An 18,963-nucleotide genomic window follows, 5' to 3' on the forward strand; every position below is an offset into this window, starting at 1 on the left:
TCGCTACTTCATGACCGTTTATCGCAATAAACCGTCGATTATCTCTGTTGATCCTCAATGCTGCGCTCCAGCTCTTCCAGCTCGGCCTCGCCATCGATACGTACACCACCCCGTGTCACCAGATGCATCTCTGTCTTGACCCCTTCCGGACGCTTGAGTTTGTCGGTGATCTTGAGGGCAACATGATCCTTGGTACGCCCCATTTTGGCGTGGAAAGTAGGCAAATCTTCCACGAAAACCAGCAGATTTTCCGGCATCTCGACCGGAATGATATCACCGGGTTGCATTTCCATCAGCTCGCGCAGGGTGAGCTCGGTCTCCAGCAGTTTGGCCCGCAGCTCGACCTTGACGTCCATGATTTCGTCGCGCAGCGCCTTGCTCCAGCGCACATCGGTATCACCCTTGTCGCTCTGCACGCCTGCATCCAGCAACTCACGGATGGGCTCCAGCATGGAGTAAGGCATCGCCACATGGAAGTCACCACCACCGCCATCCAGTTCAATGTGGAACGAGCTGACCACAATCACCTCGGTCGGGCTGACAATGTTGGCCATCGCCGGGTTCACTTCGGAGTCGAGATACTCGAAGCCCACATCCATCACCGGAGCCCAAGCATCCTTGTAATCTTCAAACACCAGCTTGAGCAGCATCTGGATAATGCGTCGCTCGGTGGGGGTAAATTCGCGCCCTTCAATTTTGGCGTGGTAGCGGCCGTCGCCACCAAAGAAGTTCTCCACCAGGATGAAGACCAGCCGGGCCTCCATGGTAATGAGCGCAGTCCCCTTGAGTGGGCGAAAACGAACCATGTTGAGACTGGTTGGCACAAACAGGGTGTGGACATACTCGCCAAACTTGAGCATCTGTACGCCGTTGATGGAGACCTCGGCGGTACGGCGCATCATGTTAAAGAGACTTATCCGCATGTGGCGGGCAAAACGCTCGTTCACCAGCTCCAGCGTCGGCATGCGGCCACGGACGATGCGGTCCTGGGAGGAGAAGTCAAACTGGGCTACGCCGGGGTCTCCCGCCGAGCCTATCTCCTCCTCTTCGACATCATCGACACCGTGCAAGAGGGCATCAATTTCGTCCTGACTTAACAGATCGCTCACGCTTCACCTACTGCATTACAAAGCCGGTAAACAGCACTTGTTCGATAACGGGGGAAGAGACCAGATCCTTGAGCACCCGGCGACACTCTTCCAGTGAATCCTTGCGCAGCTTCTCCTTGCCTTCAAAGGTCATCAGCTGTTCGGCCGTTGCTGCGCTGAACACCCGCAGCAAGGTGCCTTCAATCAGGGGGATATTCTGCTTGGCCAGCGTCTCGTCGGCGGCTCCGCGCACCTGCAGCTGGATCTTGATCTGCACCAGACGATCTCGCTGCACGCCAGCCACGTTGAAGACAAAGGGACGCGGCATCGCTACATAAAGTGAAGGCTGGGGCGCCTCCTCCTTGGGTTTGGCCTCTTTCCCCTCGGCAGCTTCGGCGGCCGGTTTCTCCGAGCCGGAGAGCATCAAAAAGGCGCCAGCACCGCCACCACCCAGCAGAATAACGGCAAGGGCGATGATAATGATCAGCTTCTTTTTCTTGCCCGCGGCCGGGTCTTTCAGGGTTAATTCGTTATCGTCTGCCATCCCTTGTCCACCCTCATATCAAACTTGTTCGATATCATAAACTTACTCGGGATTGCATCAAGCATAGAAATCAATTCCGGAACCGTTTGTCGATTCCACCAGCACATTGAGGGTAGATGTAGTCACATCCCCAGTCTCCTGCCCTCTGCCAGAGCCTGACTGACCGCCACTCTGGCCCTGCTGACCCTGACCGCCAGAGGTTGCCTGACCTTGCTGTTGCTGCTGTTGGGACTGATGCTGCACCTGGGTTTGACCAAGCTGGATCCCCTGCCCCGCCAGCATGTCGCGTAGACGCGGCATCGCCTGCTCCAGCATCTCACGAGTCTGTCCATGTTGTACCACGAAATGGACGCTGGCCTGACTTGAAGCATCGATCTGGATCTGAATTTTCATCTTGCCAAGGCCGATGGGGTCGAGCTGGATCTCCGCCTGCTGCAGCTTGTCCGCCAGCATCAGGTTAACCTTCTGATGCAACTCGACAGGGGCTTCCTGGCCAGCCAGCTTGAGATGGGGCAAATTCTGCGGCTCGCGGCGCTGTGCGCCCTCGGCGGCTGACAGGGTACGGTTTTCGGCAACCTGCACCTGCGGCTGGCTGTTCTGGCTATGTTGCACCGGCTGACTCTGGTTGCTCTCGCTGGCCGCTTCGGTCACCTGCGCACTTTGGTTGGCACTATCCACTTTGGGTTTTACATCGAGTTGGGCTGATTTGCGAAGAGGGCTCGCTCCGGCAGCCTCCATCTGCTGAATGCCTGCGGAGATGGTCGACAAGGGGGCCTGTGGCCCTTGCGATTCAACCTGTGCCAACACCTGCTGTGGCGCAACCATCACGGGTTCCGCGCTGGCAGGAGCAGGCGCCTGAGTGCTCTGGGTCGTGACAAAGACGGGAGCAGTTGCAGCGCCTTCGCGAGCACTCTGGGCTGTCGGCGCCGGATTACTCTCTACCGTTGTCTGCTGCCCGGCACTCTTGCCATCACCTTGTGTACCACTCTGAGCACCATTCTGGGCCGTACCATCGGCTTGCTTGAGCCCTTCGTGGAAGGTCTTGAGCGCCTCGTTCTGCCCCTGAGCTGGGGTCGTCTGGGCGGACTGTCCCTTGTTCAGTGATAGAGCAGTATCCATTTCACTGTCGGGCCCGACTTGCGAACCAGAAGTCGTTTCCGGTTTGGTAACCGGGGCAGACTCGCCAGTTGGCATTATTTTGGCCAACTGGGCAACACGTTCGGCTCCGGAGAGAGGTTTATCCCCTTTGGCGGCAGGTACTGGTTCCCCCTGCCCCTTGAGTTCAGCATCTCCCTTGAGTGTGCTGGCGCTCTGCCCTTCGCCGGTATCCTCAACTACCTCTTCTTCAACTACAGCCTGTGAGGATTCACTATTCTGTGCGGTGGACGCAGCTTGTGCGGACGCCGCAGCAAGCTTCTCCAGCATGGTTCCAGCTACTACCGAGGATTGCTGCGCCGGCTTGTCAGTCGCGCTCAGTTTGACATCATCACCAGCCTCAAGCGCATTCGGCTCACCCTCTTGCGGCAACAGATTGCCGTCAGCAGGAGCCGCGGCAACGACGGGAGGCGTTACCAAAGAGGTGTCGAGTTTGAGGGAGTCTTGCAGACGCAGCAGAAAATCGTTGGGAGGCAGCTCGTCCCCCTTCTTCTCGGCATCTTCTTTGATGCTGCTATCGCTCTCGGTCGCCAAAGATTTGGCTGATCGGTCGCTGCTGCCGGATTTGTTGACGGCACTCTCTGCGGACCCTTTATCTGCTGGCCCCTTATCCTTGCTCTGCGCCTTCGCAATCAGAGAGGCGAAGTCACCCTTGCTGTCGAGGGCACCGGCGCTATCCATATTTGCAGTTTCGGGTGTACCGTTCAGAGCGGCTTTGTCCAACCCGTTCGTCTGAGCCGAAGGCGCTTGTGTCAACACTGTCTGCATCATGATGGAGTCCCTGAATTATGGAGGTTCCCTGCGAGATGACCTCCGACTATGTTCAGTTCAAAGCAAGTTACAGGCCAGATTGATGGAAGCGCCGCAAGATAGCGTACTCATCCAGCATCTTCTGCTCCTGACGCTGGGCCTTCTGCTGTTCGCGGCTAGCCTGTTTTTCCAGCAACAACTCCACCGCCTTGCGCCGCTGCTGAGCTGCCAGCCACTCTTCACGGCGCTGCTCCAGCGCCTGCCGCACCTGCAACACCCCTTCGTACTGCTGGGTTGCCGCCTGCTCGAGCTTGTTGATAAAGGCGTGATACTGGGCATTCTGCTGCGGAGAGATCCCCTGCAAGCCGCGATCGGTCCACTGCTGGTGATAGATCTGGCGATACTGGTTGAGGGCATTTTGCTGCTCCATAAACAGCTTGAGATCCTGCTGGGCCTTCGCCAGCGCCAGCGCACACTGCTGCTCCGCCTCCACCAGCCGTTCCGACAACAATATCAACCCTTTACTCATGGATCAGCTCCACCATCCAGCGACTCATCAACGCATCAGTGGCATCGCCACCATCTGCAAGGCCTGCAGGCCATCGTCATAAGGGATAACCTCGCGCATCCCCTGCTGCAAGAACTGATCCAGATAGGGTTTCTGGATGATGGCACGGTCGATACGGGGATCAGAACCCTGGCTGTAGGCACCTATGGTGATGAGATCCCGGTTCTGCTGATAGAGGGAGTAGAACTGCTTGAGGGTGCGCGCCAGATCCATGTGTTCCGGCGAAGTCACCATGGGCATGACCCGGCTGATGGACTTCTCGATGTCGATGGCGGGATAGTGGCCCGCATCAGCCAGCTCGCGTGACAGTACTATGTGGCCATCGAGGATCGCCCGCGCTGCGTCGGCGATGGGATCTTGCAGATCGTCCCCCTCGGTCAGTACGGTGAAAAAGGCGGTGATGGACCCCTGCCCATCGCTGCCGTTACCGGCCCGCTCAACCAGCGCCGGCAGTTTGGCAAACACCGAGGGCGGATAACCCTTGGTAGCCGGCGGCTCGCCCACGGCCAGCGCAATCTCGCGCTGGGCCTGGGCGTAACGAGTAAGAGAGTCCATCAAGAGCAGTACGTTGAGCCCCTGATCGCGGAAGTATTCGGCGATGGCCAGCGCCGTCTCGCACCCCTTGAGGCGCATCAGCGGCGAAGCATCGGCGGGAGCCGCCACCACCACGGAGCGGGCACGCCCCTCCTCGCCCAGGATCTCCTCGATGAACTCCTTCACCTCGCGGCCCCGTTCGCCGATAAGCCCCACCACGACCACATCGGCTACCGAGCCGCGAGTCATCATGCCGAGCAGCACGGATTTGCCGACACCGGAGCCGGCAAACAGCCCCATCCGCTGGCCCTGACCGACGGTCAGCACCGCATTGATGGCACGCACCCCGACATCCATCGGCTGATGAATAGGGCGGCGCGCAAGCGGATTGATGCGGTGCTGGGCAAACTGCACAGTCTGGGAGGAGAGAATGGGGCCAAGGCCATCCAGCGGCTGACCGATACCATCGATCACCCGGCCGAGAAGATTCATGCCGACCGGAATACCGTGCTCTTCGGTGATGGGTACCACCCGGGCACCGGGAATAACCCCCTTGAGCTGTTCACTTGGCATCAGATAGAGGCGATCGCCAGAGAAGCCGACCACTTCGGCCTCCAACGCCCCATCAAGGGTATCGATACGACAGAGAGCACCGATAGCGGCACGGCAACCAATGGCTTCGAGGGTCAGCCCCACCACCCGGGTCAATTTGCCGGCAACCGGCGGTTTGGGGGCGCTATCGCGCACCTTGTACCCTTGCAACCGGTTCAGTAGCGAGCCGCTCATCTGACCTCCTGAGGTAGAAAACAGTCAACTGGACAGCAGTGTCCGGCATTGATTACGGGTGCGGATCCGGCGAGGAGTTATTGGGCGTCGCATTATCTCGCAAGAAGTTGCGCAGCAGCTGATCGATACGTCCGGAAAGAGTCAGGTCGATGCTGGAGAGCTCGGTCGCCAGTTGCAGATCGCCGGGAGAGAGGGTGGGATCGCTCTGCAGCCGCCACTGGCGCTTGACGCACTCCTCGGCACCGAACGCCTGCTCGACCCGGGCAATATCGTCAGGATGCAGCATCAGCGTCACCCCCTGTTCGGCGGCAGGCAGCAGGGCAATCCCCTGCTTGAGCGCCTCCAGCAAAATACGGGGAGAGGTTTCGGCCTCATGGCGGATGAGAGCCCGCGCCAGTTGCAACACCAGCGAGAGAAGCTGCTGCTCTACCGCCTGATCCAGCTCGTTGAGAGGATTGGCCAACCGGGCTACCAGTGCTTGCCAGTGAGCCATCTCCTGCTCCACCAACTCGCGCCCCATGGCCAGCCCCTCTTCGCGCCCCTGCTCGAGACCGGCGGAGTGGCCCTGCTGCAACCCTTCCAGCTTGCCCTCTTCCAGCCCCTTGGCATAACCGGCCTCACGCCCTTCTGCCATCCCCTCTTCCCAAGCTGCCTGGCGAATTGCCTCCAGCTCCTCGGCGGTGATAGAGGGGGTCGGCTCCTGCTCGGGTTCCGGCTCGACGACCTCTTCTTCCTGCTGATACCAGTCGGGAGCCAGGCCGAGGGCATTGGTCTCGACCTCGGCCTCGACCTCCATCTCGGGCCAGCCCCAGGTTTCGATCCGGGCATCGTCTCCATCAGGCCGCACATAGCCACGCAGTTTGTTGTTCATGGATTAGCGCAGCTCCTCGCCACCGCCGGATACAGTCCCGGCACAACCGTAGAGTGTGTGGTCCATGGCTTAGAGGAACTCCTCGCCACCACCGGCACCCAGCATGATCTCGCCGGCATCCGCCAGACGACGGGCAATGGAGAGGATCTCCTTCTGGGCGGCTTCCACTTCGGAAACCCGGATCGGCCCCATGGCCTCCAGATCGTCTGCCAGCATCTCGGCGGCGCGCTTGGACATGTTCTTGAAAATCTTCTCGCGCATCTGATCGTCCGATCCCTTGAGCGCCCGTTGCAGCAGATCGCCCGGCACTTCCCGCAGCATGGTCTGGATGCCGCGGTCGTCCACATCGATAAGGTTCTCGAACACGAACATCAAATCCTGGATCTGCTGGCTCATCTCTTCGTCCGACTCGCGGATGGAGTCCATCAGCTGGCCTTCGATGTTGGTGTCGAGGTAGTTCATGATGTTTGCCGCAGCCTTCAGGCCGCCCATCTTGGCTGCCTGGGCACCCGCCGCACCGGCGAACTGTTTCTCCATGATGTCGTTCAGCTCTTGCAGCGCCGCCGGTTGTACCTCTTCCAGGTTGGCGATACGCATCACCAGATCGAGGCGCACCTGCTCGGGGAACTGGCTCAGGATCTCGGCTGACTGCTCCGGCTCCAGATAGGAGAGCACGATGGTCTGGATCTGCGGGTGTTCGTTCTGGATGATGCTGGCCACCTGACGGGCATCCATCCACTTGAGCGAATCGAGGCCACGGGCACCGGAACCCAAAATGATCTGATCCACCAGGTTGCTCGCCTTGTCTTCGCCAAGGGCGGCCACCAGCGCCTTGCGCACGAAATCTTCGCTGCCGATACCGATGTTGGTGTACTTCTGGATATCGTCGATGAATTGGCGGTGTACCGCCGCGACCCGGTCGTGACTGAAATCCGACATGGAGGCCATCGACATACCGAGACGTTGCACCTGCTTGGGCTCGAGATGACGGAAGATCTGGGCCGCATCTTCTTCATTGAGGCTCAGCATCAGCACTGCCGCCATCTCCATCCCGGACATCTGCTCCAGAAGCTGGCGCTGACTGTCGGTGATGTCGTTGCCAGTGACCTGGCTCTTATTCTCTTCAGGCATCTTTGGTTACCCACTCTTTAATGACCTGAGCGGCCAGATCCGGCTCGTTCGCCACCAGGGCACGCACGGCCTTGAGCAAATCTTCATCCCGGTGCAGATCAGGCAGCTTGAGCTGACCATCGCGCAATCCGAACACCGGCTCTGCTTCGGCCTGAGCCGCCAGCAGACTCAACTCGTCGTCACCACCCAGCACAGTGTGGTTGTCGAAATCCAATTCTCCTTCCGGCTTGGCATCCGGATAGAGCAGCCGCTTGAGCATGGGGCGAACCACGGTCACGATCAAGACGATAATAACCAGCACGGAAGCCGCGATGCGCACAGCACGCCAGAACCAGGGCTCATCATAGACAGGGGTGGCAGCCACGGCTTCAAGCTCAGGGCGGTTGAACGGGATGGCAACCACTTCCAGAGTATCGCCACGGGTCACATCAAAACCCAGACCACCGCTCAACAGACGACGCAGGGTATCGAGCTCAGCCTGGCTGCGCGCCTCGCGAGTCACCTTGCCATCAGCGGCCGTCATCGACTTGTAATCTACCGCCACGGAGACGGTCATGCGGCGGATCCCCCCCATCTGGCGACGGGTATGGCTGACGGTGGTATCCAGCTCGAAGTTGCGGGTGGCCTCTTTGCGTGAACGGCCATTGGCAGCGGAGCCACTCTCACCGGCAGTCGCCTGCTCGGGAATAGTGGATGCTGCTGGCGGCTGATTGCTGAGGGCCCCCGGCACACCGCCGTTGCTGCTACCGGAGCTGTTCTCTTCCAGTGTCATTTCGGAGCGCACGGCCGGCAGATCAGGGTTGTAGGTTTTGCGGGTCTGCTCCTGCTGGGAGAAGTCGAGGGAGAGATCCACTTCCGCCGTATAGTTGTCAGCCCCCAGTACTGGAATCAGAATCGCGTCAATTTTTTGTTTGTACTCCAGCTCCTGCTTCTGCTGCATCGCGAACTCTTTGCGAGTCTGGGCAGCGAGGGGATCTTGCGAGCCGGAGTTGAGCAAGCGGCCGTTCTGGTCGGTGACGGTGACGCGAGTCGGTTCGAGACCATGGACGGCAGAGGCAACCATGTCGACGATGGAGTCCACCTCGCCCTGACCAAGCGCAGCCCCTTTCAGATTGACTACCACAGTCGCACTGGGTTTACGCTCGTTGCGGGCAAAGACGTTGTCTTTCGGGATAGCCAGCAGCACTTGGGCCTTGGCTACATTCTGGAACTGCTCGATAGCGCTGGCCAGCTGGCGCTCGCGGCTCAACTTGAGGCGCTCCGCCTCCATCCGCTGGCTCACACCGAAGCTGGAGTCCTTGAGCAGGATATCTTCGCCGTCACTGCTGGCGTCGGTCACATTGGCCAGACCGGCACGGGTCAGCGCCAGCTTGATATTGGGGTAGTTCTCAGCACTGACCAGCACGCTCTTGCCATCCACCTCGTAGGGGATCTTCTGCTGATCGAGGAAATCGAGAGTTTTGACCAGCTCCTGGGTGGTGTAGGTGCCGAGGGGACGCATGTCCGGCTCCTTGCCCCACAGCAGGATGAACACGGCAATGGCCAGACAGATGGCAAGTCCCAGGATCAGGGTGATCTGGCGCAGTACATCGGTATTGGACAGAAAGCCCAGTGCCGAACTCTTCTGCTCATTCTCATCGAGGGCGGCAGTACCCTCATCGTTTAGCAGCAGATCGCCGTTTTGGTCAGTAGCCACGATTTATGTCCTTATTGCTGACATGTTCATGATGCCCGGTCGTCATGATTCGTTGAAATCCTTTATACCGGCATGTTCATGATGGTCTTGTAGGCATCGACCATCTTGTTGCGTACCTGTACCGTGGCCTCGAACGCGATGGAGGATTTCTGCCCGGCAATCATCACTTCGGCCAGATCCACTGACTTGTCACCCATATCGAAACGGGTGCGCAGATCGTTGGCGGCGCCTTGCAATTCGTTGACGTTGCCCAATGCCTGTTGCAGCAGCAGGCCAAAGTCGGAGTTGACCTGACGGCCCGGCTGTGCAAGCGGGGTTGCACCGGCCTCTACCTTGAGTGCCTGCATCTCTTGCATCAGGCTGCTTGCACTAATTTCCATTTTTCCATCCCCAGACAAATCATTGACGCTGGCATGCAACAAGCAATTAGAGTGCCAATGCGTTAAAAGTACGGCAAGGATGAGTGGCCAGACCTGGCCAGACGGGTTCGACAACGGCAAGTGGCTCTGATTAAATCCGACACTGACGCCCACTTTTGCTGGCTGGCAAGGAGTCCGCTCTGGATTATCGCAAACCTGTGTTCAAGGCGATGGACTACATCAGCCACCATCTGGATGACAATCCGAGCCTTGATGAGGTCGCAGCGGCGGCGGCCATCTCCACCTTCCACTTCCACCGTATTTTCAAGACGATGGTCGGCGAGACCATTGCCGGATTTACCCGGCGCCTGCGGATGGAGCGCGCAGCCCGTCGCTTGCTCGCCTCACCCCAGAGCGATATCACTACCCTCGCACTGGCCGCCGGGTTCTCCAGCTCCCAGAATTTCGCCAAGGCCTTTCGCCTGCACTTCGCCATGAGCCCCTCGGAATACCGCCAGCAACAGGGAGGAAACTGGAAAAGCAAGATTGGAAACGATCCCCTTCCCTTTGACACCTATGATGGCCTGGTCATGCACCCGGTCACAGAACACCCGGGTCTGTTGCAGGGGGCAAGCGTCAGGCTGATGCCCGCCCGGCGCGTGGCGTACATGCGCCGCCTGGGCCCCTATGGCAAGGAGACCTGCGAGCAAGCCCATCGGGATTTGCTCGCCCTGTTTGCCTCAGACGAGGCGATGACACCGGCGGGTACCCTGAGTCTCTATTGGGATATCCCCGATATCACCGATGAGACCCGCTGCCGTACTGACGTCTGCATCGAGCTGGGGCCCAAGATCCCCACTGGACGCCAGTTAACCACCCAGACCATCGCCGCGGGTCCCTATGCGGTATGTCAATTTATCGCTCGCGGCGATCAACTGGCAGCCTGCTGGGAGACGGCGTTTCGCTGGGTAGTGGGCCAAGGGCTGAACTGCGACGATCGCCCGTGTTACGAGCAATACCACGCGGGCACGGACCCCGACCGGGATCATTACGTGTTTGATATCTGTATCCCGCTTATCAACCCATAAGCCGATACCCCATTTCCCTTTACCCACTTCGGTATCTTCGGACTCCGAAGCGACGGAGTCATGCCTATGAATATCAAAACGCTGTTGCTCGCCAGCCTGCTGGTGACGCTTCCCGCTGCCGCCAATGCCCAGTCACAGAGCCAGACCCTGATCTTTGGCGGCACCATCTACAGTGGCGATCCGGCGAACCCTCACCCGGAAGCGGTCGGCATTGAAGGTAAAAAGATCGTGGCAGTCGGCAGCTATCAGGAGGTCAGCGACCGCCTCGGCGGCCATGCCAAGCGTCTTGATCTGAAAGGAAAGTACCTGATGCCGGGGCTCATCGACAGCCATGTTCACGCAGCATTTGCCGGCTTTCAGGGGATGACGGTTAATTTTCCTGATGCCATGAATGAGGTTGAGCAGATCCAGCAATTTCTGACCCGCAGTAAAGATGATCCCCGCCTGACACTGGGTGATGTTGAGCTATACAGCAATGTCTCCCTCGACTATTGGCATCAACTTCCCCTGCTCAATCAGGTGTTCAATGGGCCACAATACCGGCAGATCCCGGTGGTGCTGGCCGGTTCGGATGCCCACACTGGTTGGGCCAATCAGGCCATGCTGCGCAAGGCTGGCATTGATGCCGAGTCCCTTGCCGGTCGTTATGCCCCGCTGAAAGGTAATTTTGGCCTCACCCCATCCGGCAAGCTCAATGGCTTTGCCTCGGAAGGCGGGTGGGATGCCATCCTCAAGGCGCGGCCCCCCGTCAGCGACGAGACGATTGCCAGTGCCATCATGACCGCCGCCAAACAGCTCAATCAGGTGGGCATTACCGCCTGGATGGACCCTATCAGCAACATTCGCCCCCTTGCGCCCATCTTCAACGCCGAACCGGATCGCCGTGACACCGGCCTGCTTCCGGCGTACAGCATGCTCTCCCGGGAAGGCAAACTGACCGGGCATGTATCCGCACTGGCACTGGTAGGGATCCATGCATCACCCGCCATCATTGATGACGTATTGGCGCTGCAACAACAGTTTCAAGATGCCCCGGACGTCAAACTGGTGGGGATCAAGATCCTGCAAGATGGTGTCATCGAGTATCCATCCCAGACCGCCAAGTTGAGCGAGCCCTACCTCAACCGCCCCGGTTACAGCGGCAAGGACGATCTGGACAAGCAGCGTTTCAATGAGCTGATCCGCACTGCGGATGTCCATCAACTGATCACTCACTTTCATGCCATCGGCGATCGGGCCGTCCGTGAATCTCTCGATGCCATCGCCTATGCCCGGGCCCACAATCAGGATCATCGCCTGCTGCACAGCATCACCCATCTGGAGGTCGTGAGCCCGGCCAGTATTGCCCGCTTCAAACCGCTCAATGTGGCCGCATCGATGCAACTGCTGTGGGCCGGGAAAAACATAGCGACCACCATGCTGCTGGAGGGGAAAGTGCACCCGGCCCTGCTGGCCCGCCTCTATCCGGCAGGCAGCTTGCTGCAAAGCGGCGCTATTATCGCCGGTGCCAGTGATTGGCCGGTCTCCAGCCCCAACCCTTTCCTCGCCATGTATACCGCGATCACCCGCCAAGGGGAGCTTGGCTTGCTGCCCCCCGCCAGTGAGCAGATCAGCCGTCAGGCTATCTTGCAGGCCTATACCCTCAACGCCGCCAAGGTGATAGGGCGGGAGAAAGAGATTGGCTCCATCAGCGCAGGCAAGAGTGCTGACCTGATCTTGCTGGATCGCAATCTGGAGCAGGTGGCAAGTGAACAGATCAAAGAGACCAAGGTGCTCTGGACCATGTTCAAGGGTAAACAGGTCTATTCAGCCCGCTGACCCCGAGAAAACCAAAAGGCCCGCATTGCGGGCCTTTTGGCCGAACTCACGGCAAGCGTATGGCGTGCAGTGAACAACCGATAACGACGGTATTAGCGGCTAGTTTCCGTCAAGTCCTTGTCGATCCAGTATTTGGATCCGGAGATATTGGCATCGAGCAGCAACCCCTTCTCGCCAATCTGATAGATGGCCATGCCGCCGTTGTATTTGGCGGTCAGCTCGGCGCTCTCCTTGCCGGCCACTACGCCCACTTCGGAGGTGGCCTCCCAACCTTGAGTCACGAAGGCATCAAATCTGGCCTTGTCTTCAAACAGGATCACCTGCTGATAAAACTTGCCACCGATCCCGGCTGCAAGACCCGCACCAAACATCTTCATATAGGTGTGTTTGCCACTCTTGCGATTGACGGCTACCCCGGCCCCCTGATTGGTATGAAGCATCAGGGAGAACTTACGCGAGTCAAAGACAGCGTAACCATAAGCCTTGTCAAACAACAACTTGGCTGATGGTTGTTCATTGAAGAGATGTATCAGCGCAGTATCAGACATGGTGTTGAGCGCAATCCTTGCCTCTTGTGCCGTCTTGGGATTGAGCATTTCCATGAGTTTTTTGTCGGCGACAACCAACCACTCCTTACCGGTCGCTATGCTTTTGTCAGTCCAGACACCGGCGGTATTGAACGCCTCCTCACCCCAGGTCGAAATAGAGGCCCAGCTCTTTTTGGAGAAATCGCTGACATCCTGCCACACTTCCTTGCCGGTTTCGCTCAACGCACTTCCGAGATCGGATGCCGCCGCCTTGAGCTTCGCCCAGTCGGCATAGCAGGGGGAGATGGCCAGACTCACAGCCAGACCCAGCAACCATTTGTGATTCTTCATCCTTTTGCTCCCATCTGGTTCGGCTTTATGGCATTCACCTATCCGCGCGGGTCAGGGCAAACACCTTGGACAATCTTGCGCATTATCGGGATGGGCTCCGACATAAGCAATCTTCGAGTCCATTCCCGCAAGTGAGAGGTACACTACTCAGTGATAAAAAAGGCCGCTCACCGAAGGGAGCAGCCTTGATAATCAGCAAGTCAAATCGCTTATTCGACCATCATCACCTTGCAGGTGTTGGTACTGCCAACGGTCTCCATCTTGTCACCGTGGGTCAGCAGCACCATGTCACCGCTCTGCAGCAGCCCTTTGGCTTTCAGGACATCCAGCGCATCGCGGCACACTTCATAGACCGGCTTGGTTTCGTCGCCGTCAAACAGCACGGGGGTAACGCCGCGGTAGAGGTTGGTCCAGGCCAGAGTCTTGTTGTGCGGAGACATGGCAAAGATCGGCAAACCGGAGCTGATACGGGACATCAGCAGCGGGGTGGTACCGGATTCGGTCAGCGCCACGATCGCCTTGACTCCTTCCAGGTGGTTGGCCGCATACATGGTCGACATGGCTACCGCTTCTTCGACAGAAGTGAAGGTGTAGTTCATGCGGTGGTTGGAGACGTTCAGGCTCGGATGCTTCTCGGCACCGACACACACGCTAGCCATGGAGGTCACGGTCTCGATGGGGAACTGACCGGCAGCTGTCTCGGCAGAGAGCATCACGGCATCGGTACCATCCAGCACGGCGTTGGCCACGTCCATCACTTCGGCACGGGTCGGCAGCGGTGCGTTGATCATCGACTCCATCATCTGGGTCGCTGTGATCACCACCCGGTTCAGACGACGGGAGAAGCGGATCAGCTTCTTCTGCACGCCAACCAGCTCGGGGTCACCGATTTCGACACCCAGATCGCCACGGGCAACCATGACGGCGTCGGAGCCGAGGATGATGTCTTCCATCGCTTCGTCAGTGGCGACGGTTTCGGCGCGCTCAACTTTGGCCACGATCTTGGCATTGGAACCGGCTTCGCGGGCCAGCTCGCGGGCATAACGCAGGTCATCACCGCAACGGGGGAAGGAGACCGCCAGATAGTCCACGTTCATACGGGCAGCAGTCTTGATATCTTCCTTGTCCTTCTCGGTCAGTGCCGGCGCGGAGAGACCACCCCCTTTCTTGTTGATGCCCTTGTTATTGGAGAGCGGGCCAGCAACAGTGACAGTGGTCAGAATACGGGTGCCTTCAACGCTCTCTACTTTCAGCTGCACACGGCCATCATCCAGCAACAGAATATCGCCCGGCACTACATCGTTTGGCAGGCTCTTGTAGTCGATACCAACCTGCTCCTGACAACCTTCCCCTTTGCCAAGGGCCGCATCCAGCACGAATTTGTCACCGATAGCCAGATAGATCTTGCCATCTTTGAAAGTGGAAACACGGATTTTCGGCCCCTGCAGGTCACCCATGATGGCAACGTGACGGCCCAGCTTGGCAGCAATTTCACGCACCTGATTGGCACGCAGGATATGATCTTCAGGAGTGCCGTGAGAGAAGTTCATCCGCACCATGTCGGCACCGGCGCGGATGATCCCTTCAAGGATCCCTTCGCGATCGGTAGCAGGACCGAGTGTGGTTACAATCTTTGTACGTCTAGGCATGAAAGACTCCGATATGAAGTTGATACGAGTTGAGATTCTGCCCCATCAAGCCAATGGCTCAATGCACCCGTTTGCAAGCCATCTGAGTAGCTTTTGTTACTAAATTACAATACTACACCAAGGCAGGTGGCATAGACAGTCGGGGGCAAAGCCCCCGACCATTCAGGAAGAGTGGGGGGTTTCGAAGCGGGATTCGCGCAGTCCCTCTTTAACCTTCTTCAGGTTTTCGCGAAATTTCATTCCCCGGCGCAGGGTAAAACCGGTTGCCAGTACATCAACCAACGCTAACTGAGCGATGCGGGATGCCATAGGCATATAGACGTCGGTATCTTCCGGCACATCCATGGAGAGCACCAGGTTGCACTCGCGCGCCAGCGGAGAGTCCTTAGCAGTCATGCCGATGACGGTCGCGTCGTTCTCACGAGCCAGCGCAGCAATTTCCACCAGCGCCTTGGTGCGGCCAGTGTGGGAGATCAGCACAACCACGTCCCCTTCGCTGCTGTTGATGCAGCTCATGCGCATCATGACGATGTCGTCAAAGCTCACTACCGGAATGTTGAAGCGGAAGAATTTGTTCTGCGCATCGCGGGCGACGGCAGAGGAGGCGCCAAGGCCAAAGAAGCTGATCTTCTTGGACTGGGTAAGAATATCGACGCAGCGGTTGATGGCTGAGATATCCAGGCTGTTTTTGGCTGCATCGAGGCAAGCCATGGTGGATTCGAAGATCTTGGCGGTATAGGTATCCGGACCATCTTCCGCTTCCACATGACGATTCACATAAGGGGTGCCATTGGCCAGGCTCTGGGCCAGATGCAGTTTGAAATCAGGGAATCCTTTGGTGTCGAGGCGACGGCAAAAGCGGTTGACGGTCGGCTCGCTGACATCGGCCATCTTGGCCAAGGCGGCGATACTGGAGTGAATAGCCGTCTGTGGGGATGCCAAAATCACTTCGGCGACCTTGCGCTCTGATTTACTGAAACTTTCCAAGTTGTTTGTAATTTTATCAAGGGTATTCATCATCACCACCAGGCATTTTGTAATTTAGCTTCAGTGTCTTTGCACTCAATTTACGGCTAAGCAGGTTTCCAATCAACCTGATGACTATACAAGACAAGCGGTTAACGCAACTAACACCCACAATACAAAGTATGACTCATCTCTAATTATTTCGTTCTTTTCGTTACAAAATGTCACTGCCGATTGAAACCGCTTACAAATGTTGCAAAGCAACAACACTGTGAGCGGGCGCACGTTTGTGCGTCTCCAACAGACGACCATCGCTTTGGCTCGGGTAGAATTGGCGGCAAATAATAATGTCGGGGCGCCACTGGTCGTCCACACCTTGTAACGAAGGAGTTGTTATGCAGCATACCCATGCACTGGTCGGCGATGTCGGCGGAACCAATGCTCGCCTGGCCTTGTGCGAACTGGCCACCGGCGCTATCTCTCAAGCCAAGACTTACTCCGGTCTGGAACACCCATCTCTGGAAGCGGTCGTTCGCCTTTATCTGGAAGAACACAAGGCTCAGGTCAACGATGCCTGTATCGCCATCGCCTGCCCCATCAACGGTGACTGGGTCGCCATGACCAACCACAGCTGGGAGTTTTCCATCAGCGAGATGCAGGCAAACCTTGGCCTTGGCCGTCTGCAGGTGATCAACGACTTCACCGCCGTCTCCATGGCAGTGCCGGTACTGGCTGAGGAAGAGCGTATCCAGCTGGGTGGTGCAGCTCCTGTTGCCGGGAAACCTATTGCCATCTATGGTGCAGGCACCGGACTGGGCGTAGCACATCTGGTGAAAGCTGGCGAGCAGTGGCTCAGCCTGCCGGGTGAAGGCGGTCATGTAGATTTTGCCGCCAACAATGAAGAAGAAGATGCCGTTTTGCAGGTGATGCGCGGCGAGTTGGGCCATGTCTCGGCCGAGCGTTTTCTCTCTGGCCCAGGCCTGGTCAATCTCTATCGCGGGCTGGTCAAATCAGACGGGCGTGAACCTGAAGCCCTTGAACCCAAAGCGATCACCGAACGGGCATTGGCTGGCTCCTGCCTCGATTGCCGCCGCACCCTGAGCCTCTTCTGCGTGTTGATGGGTCGCTTCGCCGGTAACCTTGCCCTCAATATGGGCACGTTCGGCGGCGTCTATATCGCCGGTGGCATAGTGCCGCGTTTCAAGGAGTTCTTTATCAACTCGGGTTTTCGTGTGGCGTTTGAAGACAAAGGTCGCTTCAAATCCTATCTCAAGGAGATCCCGGTTTTCCTCATTACCCATGAGGGCCCGGGGCTACTTGGCGCTGGCGCATACTTGCGTCAATCGATGGGTATGGCCATCTGATCCAAGATGGAAACGGGGCTGAATGATCCATGGTTCAGCCTCAATTCAGTGAGGCAGACATATAGTGTCAGCACGTAACCAAGAGAGCTGGAATTCACAAGGAGTGGAAACCTCTTTCATCCACTGGATACGTTTGTCACCTGACAAGCCTGAACTGTTTCAACCGGCCCTTTGGCCGGTTTTTTTTATCTGCAAATTACTGCGCCAGCGACTTCAGCTGCGCCTTGTCAGGCGGATTGCTCCAGTCGATAGGGCCGTGAGTAAAGCGGTACTGCAGCCGCGGCAAGCTGGTCTCCAGCCACTCTTCCCGGAAATAGGCGTAGCCCTGATCCCAGTCTGGATCATTGGCCCAACCGGTTTGCAGGAAATAGAGACGGGTACCCTGCCCTTCCGGTACAAAGCGCAGACAAACCTGAGTCTTTTGCTGGCGGATGTGCGGGAAAGCGGGAGGAAAATTCCAACTGAAACTGAGCAGGTCATAGGGCATCACAGCCATCACCCGGCATCCTTCACTGCCACGCTCCCCTAGCGGAGCATCCGGTCTGAAGTAGATCTCGAACGGGCCATTCGGTTCGGCAACCATCAAACACTCGGGCGCCAGAAAACTGCGCAGGCCACTCTCTGTTGTCCAGGCATGCCAGACATCGTCTATATGAGCCGGAACAAAGATGTTGCCTTCAATCTGCTTATTGTCCATAAATCAGCGAGCCTCAAGCCATCCATACAGGGGACTTCGGCAGTATAGCCCCATGCTCATGACAATAGACAGAGCTTAATCACGTCCTTGTCATTTACTTCTGAACAACAAAAACCAGGACACATAAGATGTGCCACAGCCTGACCAAGGAGGTCACAATGATCCGTGCAATGGAACAAAAAGATATTCCCCAACTAGCTCAACTCTTCCTGAAAAGTCGCAGAGATACGTTTCATTGGGTAGAGCCAGCCAGGTTCCAACTTGATGATTTTGAGCAACAAACAGCAGGAGAGGAAATATGGATTGCCGAGCACGGAGGAAATATCTGCGGCTTTATTGCAATCTGGAAACCCGATAATTTTGTCCACCATCTTTATGTTTCGACAGACTGGCATGGCCACGGGATTGGACGAGCCCTGCTTGAACAGGGCCTTGCTACAGGCCTGGGCTCACTTAAAGTCGCCACACGCAATACTGCAGCAGTTGCGTTTTATCACCGGCTTGGCTGGATAGAGACCGAGGAGAGAGGTCACTGCGATCTTACCGGCCCCTGGTGCACGCTAATCAAGGCTTAACCTTCACTCTGCCCTTTGGTTGGCAATAATGGTACTGGGGGAAAGAACCAGCGGTAGAGATCAAACCAGCCATCACGCTGGGCAATCACAACCTCGTGTACCGGATCTCGCTGAAAAATCGCCACCTTGTTTTCCGTCAACGGCACCCAAGCATAGTTAACCAATGCGTACTGGGACTGGATGAGATTGTATTCGTTCAGATAAGAGTCGTCCTTGCCAGACTCGTGGAGCTGCACCCTGCTGTCGATGAGATATACCAGCTGGTCAAACAACGTCAGTTGAAATCCGGTTATCCGCCATTTCTCCTTGGTGGACTCTTCCTCCTCAATCACGGTGATCTTGCCCCAACGACATACCCCATGATAATTGACGCCATTCGCAGACATTCGAAGTTCGTAATGACATCCCAGGCTGTTAATGAACATCCCCGCGACAAACAGCAGTAC

At 57.4% G+C, this 18,963-nt stretch carries 18 protein-coding genes; 4 read left to right on the top strand and 14 right to left on the bottom strand.

Translation table 11 applies throughout. The features are described 5' to 3' along the window. Positions 1–38 precede the first annotated feature (38 nt). The 9 genes from fliM to fliE all read right to left on the bottom strand — a co-directional run bounded on the left by fliM (position 39) and on the right by fliE (position 9,503). Positions 39–1,109, bottom strand: a complete 1,071-nt coding sequence (gene fliM / locus LG31_RS0110700; RefSeq protein WP_033114459.1) for a flagellar motor switch protein FliM — start codon at positions 1,107–1,109, stop codon at positions 39–41. Between the two features lie 7 nt (positions 1,110–1,116). Beyond that, a complete protein-coding gene (fliL, locus tag LG31_RS0110705; protein ID WP_033114460.1) occupies positions 1,117–1,632 on the bottom strand; it encodes a flagellar basal body-associated protein FliL in 516 nt (171 codons plus the stop codon). A gap of 57 nt (positions 1,633–1,689) precedes the next feature. Next, positions 1,690–3,558 carry a flagellar hook-length control protein FliK gene (locus LG31_RS0110710; protein ID WP_033114461.1) on the bottom strand — a complete coding sequence of 623 codons (1,869 nt, stop codon included), beginning with the start codon at positions 3,556–3,558 and terminating at the stop codon, positions 1,690–1,692. Positions 3,559–3,625: 67 nt separating this feature from the next. After that, complete coding sequence (gene fliJ / locus LG31_RS0110715) at positions 3,626–4,066, bottom strand: flagellar export protein FliJ (protein WP_033114462.1); 441 nt, start codon at positions 4,064–4,066, stop codon at positions 3,626–3,628. A gap of 27 nt (positions 4,067–4,093) precedes the next feature. Beyond that, a complete protein-coding gene (fliI, locus tag LG31_RS0110720) occupies positions 4,094–5,425 on the bottom strand; it encodes a flagellar protein export ATPase FliI (protein WP_033114463.1) in 1,332 nt (443 codons plus the stop codon). A gap of 52 nt (positions 5,426–5,477) precedes the next feature. Continuing rightward, a complete protein-coding gene (gene fliH, locus LG31_RS0110725; RefSeq protein ID WP_033114464.1) occupies positions 5,478–6,296 on the bottom strand; it encodes a flagellar assembly protein FliH in 819 nt (272 codons plus the stop codon). A gap of 69 nt (positions 6,297–6,365) precedes the next feature. Beyond that, a complete protein-coding gene (fliG, locus tag LG31_RS0110730) occupies positions 6,366–7,427 on the bottom strand; it encodes a flagellar motor switch protein FliG (protein WP_033114465.1) in 1,062 nt (353 codons plus the stop codon). Beyond that, complete coding sequence (gene fliF / locus LG31_RS0110735; RefSeq protein WP_033114466.1) at positions 7,420–9,123, bottom strand: flagellar basal-body MS-ring/collar protein FliF; 1,704 nt, start codon at positions 9,121–9,123, stop codon at positions 7,420–7,422. The genes fliG and fliF overlap by 8 nt, the downstream gene beginning before the upstream one ends. Positions 9,124–9,185: 62 nt before the next feature. After that, the gene (gene fliE, locus LG31_RS0110740) at positions 9,186–9,503 is read right to left on the bottom strand and encodes a flagellar hook-basal body complex protein FliE (protein WP_033114467.1); all 318 of its coding nucleotides are present in this window, start codon (positions 9,501–9,503) and stop codon (positions 9,186–9,188) included. 155 nt (positions 9,504–9,658) lie between these two features. On the opposite strand from fliE, the gene LG31_RS0110745 reads away from it, so the two are divergent. Both LG31_RS0110745 and LG31_RS0110750 read left to right on the top strand, forming a co-directional pair. Beyond that, positions 9,659–10,570: an AraC family transcriptional regulator gene (locus LG31_RS0110745; protein ID WP_193354227.1), complete on the top strand. Its 912-nt coding sequence runs from the start codon at positions 9,659–9,661 to the stop codon at positions 10,568–10,570. Positions 10,571–10,636: 66 nt separating this feature from the next. After that, positions 10,637–12,388 carry an amidohydrolase gene (locus LG31_RS0110750; protein WP_033114468.1) on the top strand — a complete coding sequence of 584 codons (1,752 nt, stop codon included), beginning with the start codon at positions 10,637–10,639 and terminating at the stop codon, positions 12,386–12,388. Between the two features lie 92 nt (positions 12,389–12,480). Here the strand turns inward: LG31_RS0110750 and befA are convergent, their stop codons facing one another. From befA to LG31_RS0110765, 3 genes are all read right to left on the bottom strand, one after another. Continuing rightward, positions 12,481–13,266, bottom strand: coding sequence for a beta cell expansion factor BefA (gene befA / locus LG31_RS0110755; protein WP_033114469.1), 786 nt, complete (start codon positions 13,264–13,266; stop codon positions 12,481–12,483). A gap of 209 nt (positions 13,267–13,475) precedes the next feature. Then, entirely contained in the window at positions 13,476–14,915 is a 1,440-nt protein-coding gene (gene pyk / locus LG31_RS0110760; RefSeq protein WP_033114470.1) for a pyruvate kinase, read from the bottom strand. 162 nt (positions 14,916–15,077) lie between these two features. Further along, positions 15,078–15,932 (bottom strand): MurR/RpiR family transcriptional regulator, encoded by an 855-nt coding sequence (locus LG31_RS0110765; protein WP_005334759.1) that lies wholly within the window; start codon positions 15,930–15,932, stop codon positions 15,078–15,080. Between the two features lie 296 nt (positions 15,933–16,228). On the opposite strand from LG31_RS0110765, the gene glk reads away from it, so the two are divergent. Further along, the gene (gene glk / locus LG31_RS0110770; RefSeq protein ID WP_084059595.1) at positions 16,229–17,245 is read left to right on the top strand and encodes a glucokinase; all 1,017 of its coding nucleotides are present in this window, start codon (positions 16,229–16,231) and stop codon (positions 17,243–17,245) included. 196 nt (positions 17,246–17,441) lie between these two features. On the opposite strand, the gene LG31_RS0110775 is transcribed toward glk, so the two are convergent. After that, positions 17,442–17,942, bottom strand: a complete 501-nt coding sequence (locus LG31_RS0110775; protein ID WP_033114472.1) for an SRPBCC family protein — start codon at positions 17,940–17,942, stop codon at positions 17,442–17,444. A gap of 158 nt (positions 17,943–18,100) precedes the next feature. Between LG31_RS0110775 and LG31_RS0110780 the strand changes: the two genes are divergently transcribed. Beyond that, positions 18,101–18,517, top strand: a complete 417-nt coding sequence (locus tag LG31_RS0110780; protein ID WP_033114473.1) for a GNAT family N-acetyltransferase — start codon at positions 18,101–18,103, stop codon at positions 18,515–18,517. On the opposite strand, the gene LG31_RS0110785 is transcribed toward LG31_RS0110780, so the two are convergent. Further along, the coding region (locus tag LG31_RS0110785) for a hypothetical protein (RefSeq protein WP_033114477.1) at positions 18,514–18,963 on the bottom strand (450 nt) is incomplete at its 5' end. The genes LG31_RS0110780 and LG31_RS0110785 overlap by 4 nt on opposite strands.

This window comes from Aeromonas lacus, assembly GCF_000764665.1.
GTDB classification, from domain to species: Bacteria; Pseudomonadota; Gammaproteobacteria; order Enterobacterales; family Aeromonadaceae; genus Aeromonas; species Aeromonas lacus.

Excerpts from the sequence above, each read along its gene's own strand:
- fliE (WP_033114467.1), bottom strand. The coding sequence starts at position 9,503 with ATGGAAATTAGTGCAAGCAGCCTGATGCAAGAGATGCAGGCACTCAAG.
- LG31_RS0110750 (WP_033114468.1), top strand. The coding sequence starts at position 10,637 with ATGAATATCAAAACGCTGTTGCTCGCCAGCCTGCTGGTGACGCTTCCC.
- glk (WP_084059595.1), top strand. The coding sequence starts at position 16,229 with ATGTCGGGGCGCCACTGGTCGTCCACACCTTGTAACGAAGGAGTTGTT.
- LG31_RS0110775 (WP_033114472.1), bottom strand. The coding sequence starts at position 17,942 with ATGGACAATAAGCAGATTGAAGGCAACATCTTTGTTCCGGCTCATATA.
- LG31_RS0110780 (WP_033114473.1), top strand. The coding sequence starts at position 18,101 with ATGATCCGTGCAATGGAACAAAAAGATATTCCCCAACTAGCTCAACTC.
- LG31_RS0110710 (WP_033114461.1), bottom strand. The coding sequence starts at position 3,558 with ATGATGCAGACAGTGTTGACACAAGCGCCTTCGGCTCAGACGAACGGG.
- fliI (WP_033114463.1), bottom strand. The coding sequence starts at position 5,425 with ATGAGCGGCTCGCTACTGAACCGGTTGCAAGGGTACAAGGTGCGCGAT.
- fliG (WP_033114465.1), bottom strand. The coding sequence starts at position 7,427 with ATGCCTGAAGAGAATAAGAGCCAGGTCACTGGCAACGACATCACCGAC.
- pyk (WP_033114470.1), bottom strand. The coding sequence starts at position 14,915 with ATGCCTAGACGTACAAAGATTGTAACCACACTCGGTCCTGCTACCGAT.
- fliL (WP_033114460.1), bottom strand. The coding sequence starts at position 1,632 with ATGGCAGACGATAACGAATTAACCCTGAAAGACCCGGCCGCGGGCAAG.
- fliH (WP_033114464.1), bottom strand. The coding sequence starts at position 6,296 with ATGAACAACAAACTGCGTGGCTATGTGCGGCCTGATGGAGACGATGCC.
- befA (WP_033114469.1), bottom strand. The coding sequence starts at position 13,266 with ATGAAGAATCACAAATGGTTGCTGGGTCTGGCTGTGAGTCTGGCCATC.
- LG31_RS0110765 (WP_005334759.1), bottom strand. The coding sequence starts at position 15,932 with ATGAATACCCTTGATAAAATTACAAACAACTTGGAAAGTTTCAGTAAA.
- fliJ (WP_033114462.1), bottom strand. The coding sequence starts at position 4,066 with ATGAGTAAAGGGTTGATATTGTTGTCGGAACGGCTGGTGGAGGCGGAG.